Source organism: Emticicia sp. SJ17W-69 (genome assembly GCF_051209875.1).
Classification (GTDB): domain Bacteria; phylum Bacteroidota; class Bacteroidia; order Cytophagales; family Spirosomataceae; genus Emticicia.
Map to the genome: position 1 here is coordinate 4211216 of NZ_JBNTQY010000001.1, position 15655 is coordinate 4226870.

Here is a 15655-nt window from a genome sequence, read left to right on the forward strand (position 1 = left end):
TACATGAGTGCTGCAGAAAAAATCAAAAAACATTATATTTCAGTCGAAGAATACTTTGAAATGGAAGAGCAAAGCGAAATTCGCCATGAATATTACGATGGTGAAATTTTTGCGATGGCAGGCACATCTTTAAATCATAATGAAATTGTACAGAATATAGGTAATTATATGCGTTCAATTTTTCGTCCAAAAGGCTGTAAAGTTTTAGTTGAAAGTGTCAAATTAGAAGCCATCAAGAACTTTTATTATCCATATCCAGACTTGATGCTTACTTGCGATACTGACGATATTAATGCTGAATATATCATCAAAAATCCTACTTTAATTGTAGAAGTTTTATCAAAATCTACAATACTTCAAGATAAGAACATTAAGTTGAGAAGATACAAGAATATTCCATCACTTCAATACTATTTGATAGTATCGCAGTACGAATGTTTGGTTGAGTTATACAGTCGTTTTGATGATTCTTCTTCTTGGCTGTATGATGTTTATGAAAACGAAACAGATATAATCAACTTTGACAAATTAAGCTTAAAACTTTCATTATCAGATATTTATGAAGGAATAAAAATGAAAGAGGAGGACAAAGAAAAATTAGAAGATTATATTTTAAAAGGATAATGAATTTTATAATTTTAAAAACTCGTAAATACCTATCCAAAAGGAATTTACGAGTTTTTTTTATTGAAGCTGTTTTAATACCTCAGCTTTTTCGATAAAACCAACATTCGTCCAAGTGAGAGTTTTGTTTTTATACAACTGTAAAACTGGCAAAGCATCAATTTGTAGTTCTTTGCACAAAGCTTGGTTTTCATCAGCATTTACACGAATCACCACAACTTTATCGGCCATCTCTTTAGTAATTTCGTCTAAATATGGCTTCATTTTCAAGCATGGGGCACACCAATCGGCATAAAAATCTACTAAAACCATTTTGTCGGAATTGAGCATCGCCTCAAATTGTTGCTTATTCATACTCGTTGATGCCACAGTGTTGGCAGTCGTTTCTGGCAAATTTGCACCTCGCCATTTCATGATACCACCTTCCAATTCATAGACTTCTTTAAAACCACTGGCTCGCATGGCACTCGCTGCCAACGCACTTCTTCCCCCGCTCAAACAATATACAAAAACAGGTTTTGATTTATCAAGCGATGCCACTTGTTTGTCAAAATCATTGCCTCGCCAATCTATATTTTTGGCATTTGGCAAATGTCCTTTTACAAACTCTTCTGGCGTGCGAACATCAATAATTGGAGTTGTTGGCATCGCTTTTATTTTCTCCGAAAACTCGCTCGCAGGAAGGTTGGTTTTGGTATTTTGTGACTGGCTATTTGTACAACTTTTCAGTAAAATGGCAAAAGTTGCAAAACCGATAACGATATATTTTTTCATCCTAATATTTTATAGTGCTTATTATTGAAACTTTCGACTTGATTGAATTTGCAATCAAACAAGCTGCTTCGGTTTTCTGTAATATTCTTTCTGCTCGGTCTTTGTCGGCTTCATTCTTAATCAGCAAAGTTGGTTCGAGCAATACTTCGGTCATTAAGTATTTTCCTTCAATTTGCTCCAATTTCCCTTTGGCATTGCAATCAAAACTCATAAATTCGAGTTTAGAGTTTTCGGCAACGGCTAAAAAAGTTGTCATAAAACAGCTATTTACTGCGGCCGTCAACAGATGTTCGGGCGACCAAATGCCCTCAATTCCTTTCGGAAAAGGCGGTGGTGTGGCTATCTCAATTTTATCATTTAGTTCAGGAGATGAAATTTCTCCTTTGCGGTCTGTAAGCCAATTGAGGTTTACATTAAAATAGTGTGGTTCCATTGTTATTTTGTTTTTATTTCTTCAAACTCCACATTTTCTATTTCTCTTGTACTTCGTTTAGTCGAAGTAGGCACAGCACAACCATTTGCTCCGCAGCAACCCGTATTGCTAATTGCTTGAAAAAGAAAAATAGCTGCAATAAAACCCGAAAGCGGATCATGTAGTTGAAAAGCTACGGTGGCGGCATAAAGTCCCATTCCGAGTCTTAGCCAACGCATCAAGTGCCAGCCTGAGAGTATTGTTTCTTTTGTTATCATAATTTGTATTGGAGACTTCCCCAGCCTCCGCCATTATAAACTTGTGTATAACCATTTGAGGCTAAAATACTTTTCGCCGAAGCACTACGCATACCCGAAGCACAACAAGTGATGATAGGCTGATTTTTGTCTTTGAGTTTGCTCAAATTATTGGCTAAAGTGTCAACCGAAATATTGATTGAACCTTTGATATGTCCACCAGCATATTCGCCTTTGCTTCTCACATCCAAAATAATTGCCCCTTGCTTTACTAATGCTGCGTAATCTACTTTTGGACCGAATCCAAATAAATTTTTGAGTGTATCTAACATTTTATGCGATTGCTTGAGATTTATAATAATTTACGTCTAACCATGAGCCACCATTGTAACACTCGATACCCTTCTGCGACAAATAATGATGTGCTTGTCCACTTCGATTGCCCGATGCACAGCAGAGAATCAATGGCATTTTAAGATTTTTTACTTCATCCATTCGTTGAACAATTTCCTGTAAAGGAATATTGATTGAGCCTGCCACGTGTCTGCCTCTATATTCTTCGGGCGTTCGTACATCTACAATTGTACCTTTGTTTTCTTGAATTATTTGATCGATATTCATTTTTAAACTGTTTTAATATATTTTTCAAGTAATTTTTCATGCTTCTTTTTTAAAAGCATTGAACAATAAACTTCCCATCACAGCACCATAAATTGTACTATTGAGTGGCTTAGAGGTAATCGGACATGTACCACTTGCACAACCCACAAAATGGTAGTAGAGATAACCACCGATTGCTCCAATCGTAACTCCAATAATGGTAAGTTTATGTTTGTTTATAAAATTCATTTTTTTAAGGCAATAGTAATTCTACCCAAGTAAAAACAAGGATATTAATAAGACTAAAATTACGATTTTACTTCTCTTTTTTTCTTGTCGAAATACCAAATGGTAGGTATAATGGGCAGAAACTCATAAAACTTGTCAGGATAAAGACTGCCGCCAATACTAAAAGTACAATGGCAACTGTGCCTGAAATTTGATTAGTAAAATATAATCCTGCGATAACAATTGCGACAAGTATTCTCACTACTTTGTCAACAGTTCCCATGTTTGGTTTCATTTGCTTGAGGTTTAAAGGTAAATTGATGATGCAAATGTCAAACATAAAAAATGAGCGTACAGCTACTTTTGTTACACAAGAGAAATTTTATTTCTGCCGAGTTTCAATAGCCCTCTGTCTTCCATTTGTTTGAGGAGTCGAGAAACCACCACTCGGGCAGTACCGAGTTCGTTTGCGAGATGTTCGTGAGTGATTTGAAGGGTTTTATTTTTGGTCAATTCACACCTTTTTTTGATAAAATTCAATAATCTTTCATCCATTTTCTTGAAAGCCACGTCATTGACAACTTCTAACAATTCTTCAAAACGCTTGTGATACAAACGGAAAATATAATCAAGCCATTCAGGATATTCTTTGATAAGTAGATTTACTTTGTCGATGGGAATAAAAATAATTTCGGTTTCTTCCTCCACAATCGCCTTTACTTTGCTGGTGTCATTATGAATACCCCCTAAAAAAGACATGATACAACTTTCACCAGGATTGATATAATAGAGTAGAATTTCTCTGCCATCGTCATCTGTTCGCATGACGCCAATACATCCACTCAATACAATCGGTATAGCTCGGATGTAGGCATTTTCATTTAAAATAATATCTCCTTCTGAAAATTTCTTGACAATGCCATAAGCCGAAAGTTTTTTTCTTACTTCGGGCGAAGATTTGAATTCTACTAAATTATCTAATTCCATGCGAGGCAGTTTGTATCTTTTTCCAAATTTAGCAGAAAAAATCAAAGAATATAAAATGAAATGGAAATACCTCAAACGTATGAGATATTTCCATTGTCTAAACTTATATTTGCTGCAACCAATCCAAGATATAATCGGCTACTTCCTCCCAATTTTGTTCGCCACAAGTATAGTGTCCTCTACCTTTGAATTCTTTAAAAGTTGTGATACTATTTTTGTCGGAATATGCTTCAAAATTCTTTTTATTCAAGGATGCTGGAATAATGTGGTCTTTTTCTCCTGCAATAATCAACAATGGATTATGTGGTTTTTTAAAATCAATTTTTGCAAAATTCTTCAATGTACCTCTGGCAATATTACGACTTTCTGGCACAACCAATTCGTCGAATACTTTGTCAGATGCTGCCCTCGACATGGTATTACAAAAAGTATAATGAAACCAGTCTTTGGTAGGTTCAAAAGCTGAATTGCCTTTCAAGAAATTAATCACTGTCAAATTCGACTTCCAGAAACTCCATTCAGTGGTAATAATACCTTGTGGAGCAGCTCCATCAATGGTAATTCCGGCAATGGCTTTGTCCATCGAAATAAGTTTTTGAACAACTAAACCGCCCAATGAATGTCCAATAATGATTGGTTTTTCAGGTAAAGTGTCAATGAAATTGGCAATGTTCATTACCACATCTTTAAAATTGACTTTAGTCAACTCTGGATTGATGTTTTCTCTGAGTTTTTTTGGATCACCTTCGTGTGAAGGATTTGCTGGAGTATAACAAATATATCCTTTCGCCTCAAAATAAGCTTTCCATCCTTCCCAACTTTTAGGATTGACAAATAAACCATGAATAAAAACGATTGCGGGTTTTGATTGAATTGCTGCCATGATTGGTATGTTTTAAAATTGTTTTTAAGTTCTTGATGACACAAAGGTCAATACTAAAAACAAAAGAAATTTTAACCCAAGTTAAAATCGCATTATTTTCCAATCATTCTTTTTCTAATGCGGCTTAATGAAGGCCCTTGAATACCCAAATAAGAAGAAATATGATAAAGAGGAATAGTATTGATGATGTCGGGATGATGTTTTATCAAATCAAGATAACGGTCTTCGGGAGTTTTGAAGAGAAAACTTTCAGTTCGGTCGATTAATAAATTAAACGCTTCCTGTGCCAAAAGCCTACCAAAACGCTCCCATTGATGTGATTGTTGATAAAGATTCAATAAATCAGCAATATTAATATAAATCACTTTGGCATCTGTCATTGCCTGCGTATGATAATCGCAAGGAAGTTGATTGATGAAACTTTTGAAAGTAACCACAAAATGATTTTTTGAATAGAAAAAGATATTTTTTTCTTCAGCAGTTTTTTCATCGATAATGTATGACCTAAAAACACCATCGGTAATAAACGCCAGATATTTACACACCGTTTTGTGTTGGTTATAAAAGTCACCTTTTTTATATTCTTTGAAATGCCAGTAAGGCAAAGACAGCTTAAAATCTTCTTCAGTCAAATTAGCAAAAGCTTGCAAAGTATATTTTAGGGTTTCTATTTCGCTCATCAGGATAGTGGTTTATGATTTTACCAACTAATATAGTAATATTTTTCTAAAACTTTTGATCAAAATAAAAGCGACGAGCCAATATTGACTCGTCGCTTTTGTTTACTATATTTTATTAAAATCAATATCCTGGATTTTGCACAAGAGATTTATTTGTATCTATTTCTCTTTGCGGAATCGGAATAACTAATTTATTATCACTGAATGCCAATGCACCAACGTTTCTTTTCAAACGTTTGGCATCGTGTACTTGCAATCCTTCAAAAGATAGCTCTAACTTACGTTCAGCTAAGATTGCATTCAAATCAACTAAAGGTAACGGCTTTGCACCTGATCTTGAACGAACAATATTAACGTCATCAAGTGGTGTAGCACCAATTGATGTTGATAAACGTTGATTAGCTTCCGCACGAATCAAATACATTTCTGCCAAACGCACAACTGGTACATCGCCATATTGGTCTAAGAATTTGGCAGTATAGTTATTATTTGATGCTCTCACAAAGAAAGTTCCTCTTGTATCACCAGCGGCATACAAGGCCAAATGTTTTGCTTGAATACGAATATCACCACGACCTTGGTAAGTAGATGGGGCATAAAATGTATTCAAATCGTTTCCGCCGTCTTGGTCGCTTACTTTGATTTTGAAAATCATTTCACCATCATTAGAAGCATCATCAAACACTTCTTCAAATGTTGGTGCTAAAGCAAATTGCGAACTTGTGATAACTTTGTTGGCTGCATCACGAGCAGCCGCATAATTGCCTTGTTGCAAATAAACTCTCGCTAAAATAGCTTGTGCTGCATTTTTTGAAGCAAAACCAGCGTCTGTTATATTGCCCAACAATGACTCTGCTTTAGTCAAATCTTCCAATACTTGCGTATAAACGGCCGCTACACTTGCTCTCGAACGACTATCGGCTTCACTAACAACACGAGTAGGTGTTGTAACAATCGGCACACCCAAGTTAGTATTGTTATCGCCATCGCCCCATGCTTTTGCCCAAAGTCTTACCAAATCGAAATAAACTAAACCACGTATAAAACGAGCTTCACCTTCTACTGTGCTTTTCTTAGCAGCCTCTACTTTGTCAAGCGATGCCAACACGTTATTGGCACGGTTGATAGTATTATAGGCTTGCAACCAAGTAGCTTGGGTTTGTCCATTGGTAGTAGTCATGGTTTTACGCCATAATTCATCTAAAGTGGCGAAAGTACCACCAAATCTTACTTCAGCATCATCGCCTAACAAATCACCAGAATATTGAACAGCACCACCATAAAGATTAATACTACTCAATCCATCATACGCACCAATCAGCGTTACTTCTACATCTTGCGAAGTAGCAAGTGCTGTTGACTCATCAATTGATTGTGTTGGCTTTACATCTAAGCGGCTATCACAACCTGCCATCAATGCGACAGTTGTTCCAACAAATAGCCAGTTTTTTATATTTTTATTCATTTTATCCAATTGCTTTTAGTAATTAATAAAGAGTACTGCTATTAGAAACTGATATTTAAACCACCCATAAAGGTTTTTGCTTGTGGTGTTGTATAAAAGTCATAACCCAAAGCAATATTTGTTACCACATCATCGGCATTTACTTCAGGATCCCAACCAGAGTACTTTGTAAAGGTCAAAAGGTTTTGTCCTGTAAAGAATACTCTTACATTACTTAGTTTTATTTTACTAACCAGCGTTTTTGGTAAGTTATAAGCCAAAGTTACATTACGCAAACGTACATAAGATCCATCTTCAATAAAACGGCTTGATGCTTGAGCTCCATTATTGAAGAATAAACGAGCTTGTGGCACTTTCGTATCGGTATTTTGAGGAGTCCATGCAGCTAATTGATTTACTGTTTGGTTATCTTCAAAACGACCATTAGCAGAAGAGAAACGTCCTACACCATAGAAATTAAGTTTGTTTCCGAATACTCCATTGAAAAACACGCTTAGTTCAACACCTTTATAGCTAAAAGTATTGGTTACACCAGCAGTCCATTTTGGTAGTGGGCTACCAATTACAACACGTTGTGCCTGGCTGTATGTTTTAGTTGTAGAACGGTCAATTGTTCCATCACTATTTTTAGTATTTTTATAGAAAAGAGCATCGCCATTGGCTGGGTCAACACCAGCATATTCTACAGTGAAGAATGTACCAAGAGGCTGACCTTCTACGGCACGGCTCATATTACTCAAACCACCTTCGATGATTTGCCCTTGCAAATCAGTGATTTTGTTTTTATTAGTAGAAGCATTCAAGCTTGTTTTCCATTTGAAATCACCTACAAGGTTATCAGTATTCAGCACAAACTCAAAACCTTTGTTTGTCAACGAACCAACGTTTTTCACTTGTGTTGCAAAACCTGTTGTTCCTGGAACGTTCACATTTAATAACAAACCAGTAGTGTTTTTCTCATAATAATCAATTTCACCATTGATACGATTATTCAATAAACCAAAATCTAAACCAATATCAATTTGTTGCGTTGATTCCCAACCCAATGAAGGATTTGCTAATTGAGAAGGGCGTTGTCCAGGAATAGCACCATAACCAGCATCACCTGTAAATAAACCTAACTGCGGGAAGTTTCCAACTTCTGCATTACCAGTTTTACCCCAGCTTGCACGTAATTTCAAGAAACTAATTAATTCAATTTTTTTCAAGAAACTTTCTTCTGAAAGTACCCAACCAGCCGAAACAGCAGGGAAGAAACCATAACGATTGTCCGCTCCAAAACGTGATGAACCATCAATACGAGCACTTAAACCTAACAAATATTTTTCATTAAATTTATAGTTAACACGTGTGAAATAAGAAGCAAAACGGTAGTCAGATTGCGTCGAGCTGGCATCAGTTTTACGAGCAGCACTTGCAATCATACGATAGGCATCTGATGGGAAATCTTTTCCTTCGGCAGCGTTGGTTTTGGTTTGTGAATTTTGATAAGACAAACCAGCCGTTGCATTAATCGTATGCTTGTCGAATGTATTGTCATATACAAAATAGTTGTTGGTATTGTAGTTTTCAACTCTCACAAAACGGTTGAAACCATAGCCCAATGGAGCTCCAAAATTACGTTGGGTTTTGCTATTATAATATTGCTCTTCTTGTTGATTCAACAAATCTAAAGCAAACTCTGTACGGAAACGAAGTCCTTTGAAGATGGCATATTCACCAAATACATTACTGATATTACGATGTACCGTAGTATTATAATAAGCATTACCGATATTAATCATACCATTATAGTACACTGGAATTGAAATATCACCTGGAGGTGTGCCCACTGGTAGTCCAGTTTCTGGGTCATTTTTAGGCGTCATCGGTGGCAAAGCAACCAATTGCAAAGGGTTATCAAATTGGCGGTCTCCTGATACACGCTCATTAAGCGAACGAGCAATACTCATATTCATACCGATACTTAGGCGTTCAGTAACTTTATGCGTTAGGTTCATGCGGCCTGTATAACGATTAAAAGCATTTCCCAAAAGAATACCTGTTTGGTCAAGCAATTGTCCCGAAATAAAGAAAGTAGTTTTGTCTGTACCACCGCTTAAATTTAAATCATATTGTTTAGAAGGGGCATCTTGAAATGCCAAACTACCCCAATCAGTGTCGGCTTGGTTGGCTGTTCCGAGTGTACCTAAACTTTGTGTTTGAAAGAAACTTTCCATATACGAAGTATATGAATCTGGGTCTTTGGCATCATAGCCATCAATCGCATCTGAATTAGCAGCAGCTATCTTATAAAAATCAATATACTGTTGAGTATTCAAAAACTTCAAGACTTTAGTAGGTTTACTTTTACCATATTGCATGCCAAATGTAATTTTGGTTTTTCCTACTTTTCCTTTTTTGGTAGTAATCAAAACCACACCATTGGCTGCACGAGCTCCATAAATTGCTCCTGCCGAAGCATCTTTCAAGATTTCGATTGATTCAATATCTTGTGGGTTAATATCAACCAATGGGTTAGTATCTCCACCATTGATTCCAAGGTCTCCTTGAGTTAAAGGAATTCCATCTAATACATATAACGGTTCATTTGAAGCAGAAACTGAAGATTGTCCACGCACACGAACTTGAATCCCTTGTGCCAATTTACCCGTTCCTTGATTAATCTGAACACCAGCTGCTTTTCCTTGAATACTTTGTTCAAAAGTAGTCACTGGCATATCTTGAATCTCACTTGCTTTAATCTTAACGATATTTCCCGTCAAATCACGTTTGATTTGAGAGCCATATCCAGTTACCACGACCTCATTAAGAGATTTAACATCCGAACTGAGCGTAAAGTCAACGATACTACGATTACCTACTGCTTGCTCAAGATCGGCAAAGCCAATAAAACTGGCTTGAAGCGTTGCATTTGCAGGTACAGAGAGTTTATAGACCCCTTTGTCATCTGTACTTGTGCCTTTAGTTGTGCCTTTGATTGTGATTGATACTCCTGGAAGTGGACTACCATCATCGCTGGATGTAACTTTTCCTGTTACAATGTTTTGTGCATTTCCCAAAAAAGAAACAGTGAGAAACAGACAAGCCAACGAAACTCGTAGAAGTTTGTTCATTCTTTGTTGTAGTTTGTTTATTGATTAGTATTTATAAAGGTTTAAATTTAGATAATTAACTCTTACAAATCCTTTAGAATTGAAATAAAAATCTTCATTTTTAAGACAAAACTTTATATAATACAAATAAGTTTAAAAAAACTACAATTAAATAGGATTAAATCAATACGATAAAAAAATAATTACGATTTTTCTAATCAGTTTTTCATCTTTTCTTCTTTGTTCCAAGCCAAAGCAAACTGTTAATAATTAACTGATTTTGAATTTCGTTGACAAACTGAAACGATAATTCTTTGTTGGTTTTGTGTTCGTAATCAATATCATTATGACCCATATTTAGGTACAACATTCGGTATTTTTTATTTGTCCAAACAACTGGGTAATAACCACTATGCCAAATTTCGTGAGCTTTGGGGCCAGTTCCCAAAGGGAAACTTGTAGAATCAATAGAAAGTAGGATTTTGATATCGGTATTTTTCCTTAAATCATTTTCCCACCTATACCATTCATTGGGTGACGATTTGAAAGTTTCTGGAAGTTTTTTGGTTGCAGGATGTTTTCGGTCTTCTACTCGCAAGACGGCTGAAGTAGGTCGCCAAGTGTTGCTTTTGTACTGTCCCGAGCCTAAAAATTGATTATGATACCAGTCCCAATCTTGATTAAATTTTGAATTATTTAGAGCAAATCCTGCAAAATGAAAACCAATCCAAGCTCCACCCTTTTCTATGTATTGTTGAAAAGCTGCCCTTTGAGCAGGTTCTTCAGGTCGAGTATCTAAAAAAAGTACAATTTGATATTTCGATAGAAATTCAGTGTTGAGGTTTTCCCAATTATTAGTTGAGTCATAAGAAAAATGATATTTTTGTGCAATTTCAGGAAACGAACGATTGGCTTCATGCACAAAACTTATGTGTGCTTGGTCGTTAATGGCTGTATAAAAAGCGATGACTTTGAATTTAGGTTTAGAATTTTGAGCCTTAACCACAATAGTAAGGCTCAAAAAAAGTAAGAAAAAGCCAATTATTTTGTTTGGTAAGATTTTCATTTGGATATTTTTTTGTATTGACATAAATCAATGCAATGATACATCTTTATCAACTAAACCCAATAAATAATACATTACTCTTTCGCCATTTTTTCAATAATTTCTTTTGCACCTGCATTTTTCGGGTCTAATGCCAAGGCTTTTTTATAATTCAATAAAGCCAAAGGTTTGTTGCCTTTATTGAGGTATGCTTCGCCTAAACTATCATAAGCATTACCGGATTGTGGAAATAATTTCACATTCAATTCAAATATTTGAATGGCATCATCGAAACGTTTTTTGTTCATCAAATAATATCCTATTTGATTCAAATCATTCTCATCTTCAAAATTAAAGTCATTTGCTTGACTTGTTTTTAAATGATTATATTGAGTCAATAATTCTTCAATATTTTGGGTATCAATATTTTTCCTCATTGCCATTAGCAATGACTTTTTTGGCGTTTTATATGTCACCCCATTGAGAATTGATTTGATGGCATCTTTGATTTCAAAAAGCTTAAAATTCATATTGTTGGTCAGCAATATAATGCTAATATCGGTTGTTGGCTCTGTAAACATCAATGCTTCAAAGTCAGTACTTGACCCGTGATGATAATGTTCTTTTATTCCATCACCATCAATGCTTCCAGCTCCTAAGCCTGATTGTTTATTGGCAAAAACAGGCACTAATATTTCATTAAATGAGGCCTTGTTAATGATTTTGAAATGATGCAAACATTGTGTCCACCGATACAAATCCTGGGTAGTAACGGCAGTCCACCCTGACATTACATACTGAAATTGTCGAGGAGATTCTATCAAATCATTGTTGAATGATATGGCAATATTTTTACCCCTCATATCGGGGTCAACTACCGATGATTTCATGCCACAAGGTTGAAGCATTTGGATTTCGACAAATGTATGAAAAGGTACATTTGTTATTTTTTCAATGATGCGTCGTTGTAGAAATACATTACTATTGTTATAGGCATAGTTAGTTCCTGGCTCAAAATCTAACTTCGTAACTTGCTTCATATCGCTTAAAATATCGGCATCGCTTTTGATAGTTTTCCAGTTAATATCGGGCAAACCACTAGTATATTGTAGTAGATTTTTGATACTTATTTTGGTCGCCCAATTAGGTAATTCAGGCAAATATTTCGACACTTTGTCATCTAAAATTAACTTACCTTGCTCTTTCAGCATCATTATTCCAACGGCGTTAAACTCTTTGCTTATTGAGCCGATATTGAAAATATAATCAGCATTGAGTTTGGTTGTTTTACTGGCATTCGCATAACCAAAAGATGACTGATAAATAGTTTTTCCTTTTTCAATTACCAACACATTTCCATTAAAAATGCCCAATTGATGGGATCTTTTCATCAAAGTATCAATTTGTTTTGCTTTATTTTCTTGAGCAATTAAATTATTGATAATCAACAATATAAAGCCAACAAATAAGAATATTTTTTTTTCCTTTTTCATAATTTTGTATTGAGTTTTTGAATTATTTTCCAGCCAAAAGCTCTTTTATTCCTACACCCATTCTTTTAATTCTTTGATATGACTCAAAAGAATTTGCTCGTTTATTAAGTTTGATTTTTACTTCTCCAGGATGTAATTGAATATAAAATTTTGTTCTGTCATCTAAAGTAATGTCAGCATCTATTTCAGCATTTCTAAAAGTATTTTGCTCTAAAAAATCATCCATAAATTGTTGAACTTTCTTACTTTGTTTTTCATTAAAGTCTGCCGAAAATTTGTACTCATCAGTAGATTCTTTTACTGAAACACGAATGTTATCTCCGTTCATTTCTTTTTTTAGAAATGGGAAACTGGCAATTGCCGCAAGCAAACCAATAGCGAGGATTAAATAAGCCTTTTTCATGTGATTTTTATTTTAAAAGTGATAGCAGAACAAATATAGTGTGATACATTGTACTTTGCAATGCACAGTATATAGTAAAACAATAAATTTGATAAACGGTAAAAAAACATTGATAAATGGGATGTAATATTTCTGTTAAAACTTTTCAAAAAACTTCAATTTATTCTTCCTATTTTTACAGCGTTTCTTCAACCCTAAAAACTGTTATTCGATGAAAATCTTCAAGAAAATCTTGCTTGGATTGCTTGTCTTACTTGTTATCGCAGCGATTGGCATTTATTTCTGGCTACAAAGTACCAAACCTAACCTCAACACCGAACTCCAAATCAAAGGCTTAAAAGCACCTGTCGAAGTAATTTATGATGACTACGGAGTGCCTCACATATATGCCCAAAACGAAGAAGATTTGTTTCATGCATTTGGCTATGTACATGCCCAAGACCGCCTTTTTCAAATGGAGTTGGTTCGCCGCTTGGCCGATGGCCGTTTGTCCGAACTTTTTGGTGATAAAGCACTCGCTTCTGATAAATTTTTCCGTACTCTAAGTTTTCGTAAGCACGCTCAGTGGACAATCGACTCAGTTTTGATGAAAAACCCAGAAGCACCTTTTGTAAAAGCAGCTCAGGCTTATATCAAGGGGGTCAATGAGTACATACAAAATGGAAAAACGCCTATTGAGTTTTCAATTATTGGCATCAAAAAAACGCCTTTTGAAATGGCCGATATGCAAATAATCATGGGTTATATGGGTTTTACTTTTGCTGAAGCGTTTCGTTCTGAAGCTATTTCTACCATGATTCAAAATAAATATGGTCCTGAATACCTAAAAGATGTAATGTCTGCTTGGCCAGCGACTGAACCAAAAATTCCCGTGCAGGCCCAAGAATCAATTGCTTCTTCGGTGGCTTTGGCTAAAATGTCCAATCAGTTGACTTCTATCGAAACCAATGCTCCTTTTCCTCCTTATCATGGATCAAATGGTTGGGTAATTGCTGGTTCTAAAACCAAATCGGGCAAGCCCATTTTATCAAATGATACACATATTGCTTTCTCGCAACCATCAGTTTGGTACGAAGCACATTTAGAATGTCCAAATTTCAAATTTTATGGGAATTTCTTGGCAGGAACGCCTGTCGGAGCTTTGGGACATTCGCAATATGGCGGCTGGGGTCTGACTATGTTTGAAAATGATGATGTTGATTTTTTCCGTGAAAAAGCCAATCCTGCCAATGCCAACCAAGTTTGGTACAAAGATCACTGGGAAGATTTGAAAATTCGAGAAGAATTTATCAAAGTGAAAGATGCAGCTGATGTAAAAATAAATGTAAAAACCTCGCGTCATGGTATTTTGATGAATGATAGCTTTGATAAAATGACTGATCAAAAAGACCCGATAGCTTTATGGTGGGTTTTCAATCAATTTCCAAGTTATCACTTAGAGGCTTTCTATAACATGGCTCACGCAAAAAATGCTGCTGAAGTTGGCAAAGCAGTAAGTAAACTCACTTCACCTGGTTTAAATATAATGTGGGGAGATACCGAAGGAAATATTGCTTGGTGGGCAGCAGGAAAATTGCCTAAACGCCCTGCTCATGTAAATCCGATGGTAATTTTGGATGGCTCGACAGGAAATGACGAACCACAAGGTTGGTACGATTTTTCATTGAATCCTCAAATTTTGAATCCAAAACGTGGCGTGCTTTATACAGCAAATAATCAACCTGCCGATATGGGAAATGGCCTAGTAGCAGGCTATTATGTACCTGGAAATCGAGCAAGTAGAATCGAAGAATTGATTTTTACAGATAAAAAAGATTGGACACAAGAAAGTGTACGAGCAGTTATCAATGATGTAACTTCTTCTTCGTTTAAGGGGCTTTTGAAAGATATTTTGCCAGTGATTCAAGTAGATAAATTGACTCCCTCAGCAAAAATTGGCTTAGAAAAACTAAGTAAATGGGACGGTTCTCACGACTTGGAAGACATCGAGCCAACGATTTATTATCGTTTTTTGTATCATTTCTTTGTCAATACCATCAAAGATGAATTAGGTAATGAAGTTTTCAAGGCTTTTGAACATAATGGTAATTTCAAACGAAACATGGCCTCTTTGATGCGAAATGATGCTTCACCTTGGTGGGACAATATTTCGACAAAAAACAAAGAAACTCGTACAGAAATATTAACAAAATCAATGAACGAAGCATTGGAGAGTTTAGAAAAGCAATTAGGAAATGATATGACTGCTTGGAAATGGGAAAAAGTACATACACTTACGCATAATCATCCATTGGGCATTTTGCCAGTTGTCGGGAAATACTTTAGCGTTGGCCCACTCGCTGCTCCAGGTGGACGAGAAACCATCAATAACCTTGATTTTTCTGTCGATTCGAGTGGTACATATAAAGTAACTTACGGGCCTGCGTTACGTAGAATTATTGATTTTTCCGATACTGACCATAGTCGAAGCGTGCTTCCAACTGGGCAATCAGGGAACTTTATGAGCAAGCATTATAACGACCAAGCTGAAATGTTTGTGAAGGGTGGCTCTCGCCCAGAATTGATGAATCGTGCAGAGATTGAAAAAGTAAAAACAGGAACATTAATTTTGAAGCCTTGAGATAATCGCTAAAAACATTCTTTTGGTCGAAAATATTTATAAAAAAACATACTTTTTTATCATTTTCAAGAACTTTTTGTCTAATTTTA

At 35.6% G+C, this 15655-nt stretch carries 17 protein-coding genes; 2 read left to right on the forward strand and 15 right to left on the reverse strand.

The window, feature by feature from the left end; translation table 11 throughout:
- Positions 1-3 precede the first annotated feature (3 nt).
- Positions 4-624 (forward strand): Uma2 family endonuclease, encoded by a 621-nt coding sequence (locus tag ACQUQZ_RS17020; protein WP_435356226.1) that lies wholly within the window; start codon positions 4-6, stop codon positions 622-624.
- A gap of 60 nt (positions 625-684) precedes the next feature.
- Here the strand turns inward: ACQUQZ_RS17020 and ACQUQZ_RS17025 are convergent, their stop codons facing one another.
- The 15 genes from ACQUQZ_RS17025 to ACQUQZ_RS17095 all read right to left on the reverse strand — a co-directional run bounded on the left by ACQUQZ_RS17025 (position 685) and on the right by ACQUQZ_RS17095 (position 12946).
- The gene (locus tag ACQUQZ_RS17025; RefSeq protein ID WP_435356227.1) at positions 685-1398 is read right to left on the reverse strand and encodes a thioredoxin domain-containing protein; all 714 of its coding nucleotides are present in this window, start codon (positions 1396-1398) and stop codon (positions 685-687) included.
- A 1-nt stretch (position 1399) separates the two neighbouring features.
- Positions 1400-1831, reverse strand: a complete 432-nt coding sequence (locus tag ACQUQZ_RS17030) for an OsmC family protein (RefSeq protein ID WP_435356228.1) — start codon at positions 1829-1831, stop codon at positions 1400-1402.
- A gap of 2 nt (positions 1832-1833) precedes the next feature.
- A complete protein-coding gene (locus ACQUQZ_RS17035; protein ID WP_435356229.1) occupies positions 1834-2088 on the reverse strand; it encodes a hypothetical protein in 255 nt (84 codons plus the stop codon).
- Positions 2085-2399, reverse strand: coding sequence for a rhodanese-like domain-containing protein (locus ACQUQZ_RS17040; protein WP_435356230.1), 315 nt, complete (start codon positions 2397-2399; stop codon positions 2085-2087). Before ACQUQZ_RS17040 ends, ACQUQZ_RS17035 begins: the two co-directional genes overlap by 4 nt.
- Before the next feature lies 1 nt (position 2400).
- Entirely contained in the window at positions 2401-2688 is a 288-nt protein-coding gene (locus ACQUQZ_RS17045; RefSeq protein ID WP_435356231.1) for a rhodanese-like domain-containing protein, read from the reverse strand.
- Positions 2689-2724: 36 nt separating this feature from the next.
- Positions 2725-2916 (reverse strand): DUF6132 family protein, encoded by a 192-nt coding sequence (locus ACQUQZ_RS17050; RefSeq protein ID WP_435356232.1) that lies wholly within the window; start codon positions 2914-2916, stop codon positions 2725-2727.
- Positions 2917-2983: 67 nt separating this feature from the next.
- Complete coding sequence (locus ACQUQZ_RS17055) at positions 2984-3190, reverse strand: YgaP family membrane protein (protein ID WP_435356233.1); 207 nt, start codon at positions 3188-3190, stop codon at positions 2984-2986.
- Positions 3191-3261: 71 nt separating this feature from the next.
- The gene (locus tag ACQUQZ_RS17060) at positions 3262-3882 is read right to left on the reverse strand and encodes a Crp/Fnr family transcriptional regulator (RefSeq protein WP_435356235.1); all 621 of its coding nucleotides are present in this window, start codon (positions 3880-3882) and stop codon (positions 3262-3264) included.
- Positions 3883-3985: 103 nt separating this feature from the next.
- Positions 3986-4765: an alpha/beta hydrolase gene (locus ACQUQZ_RS17065; RefSeq protein ID WP_435356236.1), complete on the reverse strand. Its 780-nt coding sequence runs from the start codon at positions 4763-4765 to the stop codon at positions 3986-3988.
- A 92-nt stretch (positions 4766-4857) separates the two neighbouring features.
- Positions 4858-5445 carry a Crp/Fnr family transcriptional regulator gene (locus tag ACQUQZ_RS17070; RefSeq protein WP_435356238.1) on the reverse strand — a complete coding sequence of 196 codons (588 nt, stop codon included), beginning with the start codon at positions 5443-5445 and terminating at the stop codon, positions 4858-4860.
- Positions 5446-5566: 121 nt separating this feature from the next.
- The gene (locus tag ACQUQZ_RS17075; RefSeq protein WP_435356239.1) at positions 5567-6910 is read right to left on the reverse strand and encodes a RagB/SusD family nutrient uptake outer membrane protein; all 1344 of its coding nucleotides are present in this window, start codon (positions 6908-6910) and stop codon (positions 5567-5569) included.
- Positions 6911-6951: 41 nt separating this feature from the next.
- Complete coding sequence (locus ACQUQZ_RS17080) at positions 6952-10026, reverse strand: SusC/RagA family TonB-linked outer membrane protein (protein ID WP_435356241.1); 3075 nt, start codon at positions 10024-10026, stop codon at positions 6952-6954.
- Positions 10027-10231: 205 nt separating this feature from the next.
- Positions 10232-11071 carry a ThuA domain-containing protein gene (locus ACQUQZ_RS17085; protein ID WP_435356242.1) on the reverse strand — a complete coding sequence of 280 codons (840 nt, stop codon included), beginning with the start codon at positions 11069-11071 and terminating at the stop codon, positions 10232-10234.
- 74 nt (positions 11072-11145) lie between these two features.
- Complete coding sequence (locus tag ACQUQZ_RS17090) at positions 11146-12543, reverse strand: serine hydrolase (RefSeq protein WP_435356244.1); 1398 nt, start codon at positions 12541-12543, stop codon at positions 11146-11148.
- Between the two features lie 22 nt (positions 12544-12565).
- Entirely contained in the window at positions 12566-12946 is a 381-nt protein-coding gene (locus ACQUQZ_RS17095) for a hypothetical protein (RefSeq protein ID WP_435356246.1), read from the reverse strand.
- Between the two features lie 211 nt (positions 12947-13157).
- Between ACQUQZ_RS17095 and ACQUQZ_RS17100 the strand changes: the two genes are divergently transcribed.
- On the forward strand, positions 13158-15566 hold the full coding sequence (locus tag ACQUQZ_RS17100; RefSeq protein ID WP_435356248.1) for a penicillin acylase family protein: 2409 nt from the start codon (positions 13158-13160) through the stop codon (positions 15564-15566).
- Positions 15567-15655 lie beyond the last annotated feature (89 nt).

Excerpts from the sequence above, each read along its gene's own strand:
- ACQUQZ_RS17070 (WP_435356238.1), bottom strand. The coding sequence starts at position 5,445 with ATGAGCGAAATAGAAACCCTAAAATATACTTTGCAAGCTTTTGCTAAT.
- ACQUQZ_RS17020 (WP_435356226.1), top strand. The coding sequence starts at position 4 with ATGAGTGCTGCAGAAAAAATCAAAAAACATTATATTTCAGTCGAAGAA.
- ACQUQZ_RS17050 (WP_435356232.1), bottom strand. The coding sequence starts at position 2,916 with ATGAATTTTATAAACAAACATAAACTTACCATTATTGGAGTTACGATT.
- ACQUQZ_RS17100 (WP_435356248.1), top strand. The coding sequence starts at position 13,158 with ATGAAAATCTTCAAGAAAATCTTGCTTGGATTGCTTGTCTTACTTGTT.
- ACQUQZ_RS17025 (WP_435356227.1), bottom strand. The coding sequence starts at position 1,398 with ATGAAAAAATATATCGTTATCGGTTTTGCAACTTTTGCCATTTTACTG.
- ACQUQZ_RS17055 (WP_435356233.1), bottom strand. The coding sequence starts at position 3,190 with ATGAAACCAAACATGGGAACTGTTGACAAAGTAGTGAGAATACTTGTC.
- ACQUQZ_RS17085 (WP_435356242.1), bottom strand. The coding sequence starts at position 11,071 with ATGAAAATCTTACCAAACAAAATAATTGGCTTTTTCTTACTTTTTTTG.
- ACQUQZ_RS17065 (WP_435356236.1), bottom strand. The coding sequence starts at position 4,765 with ATGGCAGCAATTCAATCAAAACCCGCAATCGTTTTTATTCATGGTTTA.
- ACQUQZ_RS17035 (WP_435356229.1), bottom strand. The coding sequence starts at position 2,088 with ATGATAACAAAAGAAACAATACTCTCAGGCTGGCACTTGATGCGTTGG.
- ACQUQZ_RS17095 (WP_435356246.1), bottom strand. The coding sequence starts at position 12,946 with ATGAAAAAGGCTTATTTAATCCTCGCTATTGGTTTGCTTGCGGCAATT.
- ACQUQZ_RS17045 (WP_435356231.1), bottom strand. The coding sequence starts at position 2,688 with ATGAATATCGATCAAATAATTCAAGAAAACAAAGGTACAATTGTAGAT.
- ACQUQZ_RS17090 (WP_435356244.1), bottom strand. The coding sequence starts at position 12,543 with ATGAAAAAGGAAAAAAAAATATTCTTATTTGTTGGCTTTATATTGTTG.
- ACQUQZ_RS17075 (WP_435356239.1), bottom strand. The coding sequence starts at position 6,910 with ATGAATAAAAATATAAAAAACTGGCTATTTGTTGGAACAACTGTCGCA.
- ACQUQZ_RS17060 (WP_435356235.1), bottom strand. The coding sequence starts at position 3,882 with ATGGAATTAGATAATTTAGTAGAATTCAAATCTTCGCCCGAAGTAAGA.
- ACQUQZ_RS17080 (WP_435356241.1), bottom strand. The coding sequence starts at position 10,026 with ATGAACAAACTTCTACGAGTTTCGTTGGCTTGTCTGTTTCTCACTGTT.
- ACQUQZ_RS17030 (WP_435356228.1), bottom strand. The coding sequence starts at position 1,831 with ATGGAACCACACTATTTTAATGTAAACCTCAATTGGCTTACAGACCGC.
- ACQUQZ_RS17040 (WP_435356230.1), bottom strand. The coding sequence starts at position 2,399 with ATGTTAGATACACTCAAAAATTTATTTGGATTCGGTCCAAAAGTAGAT.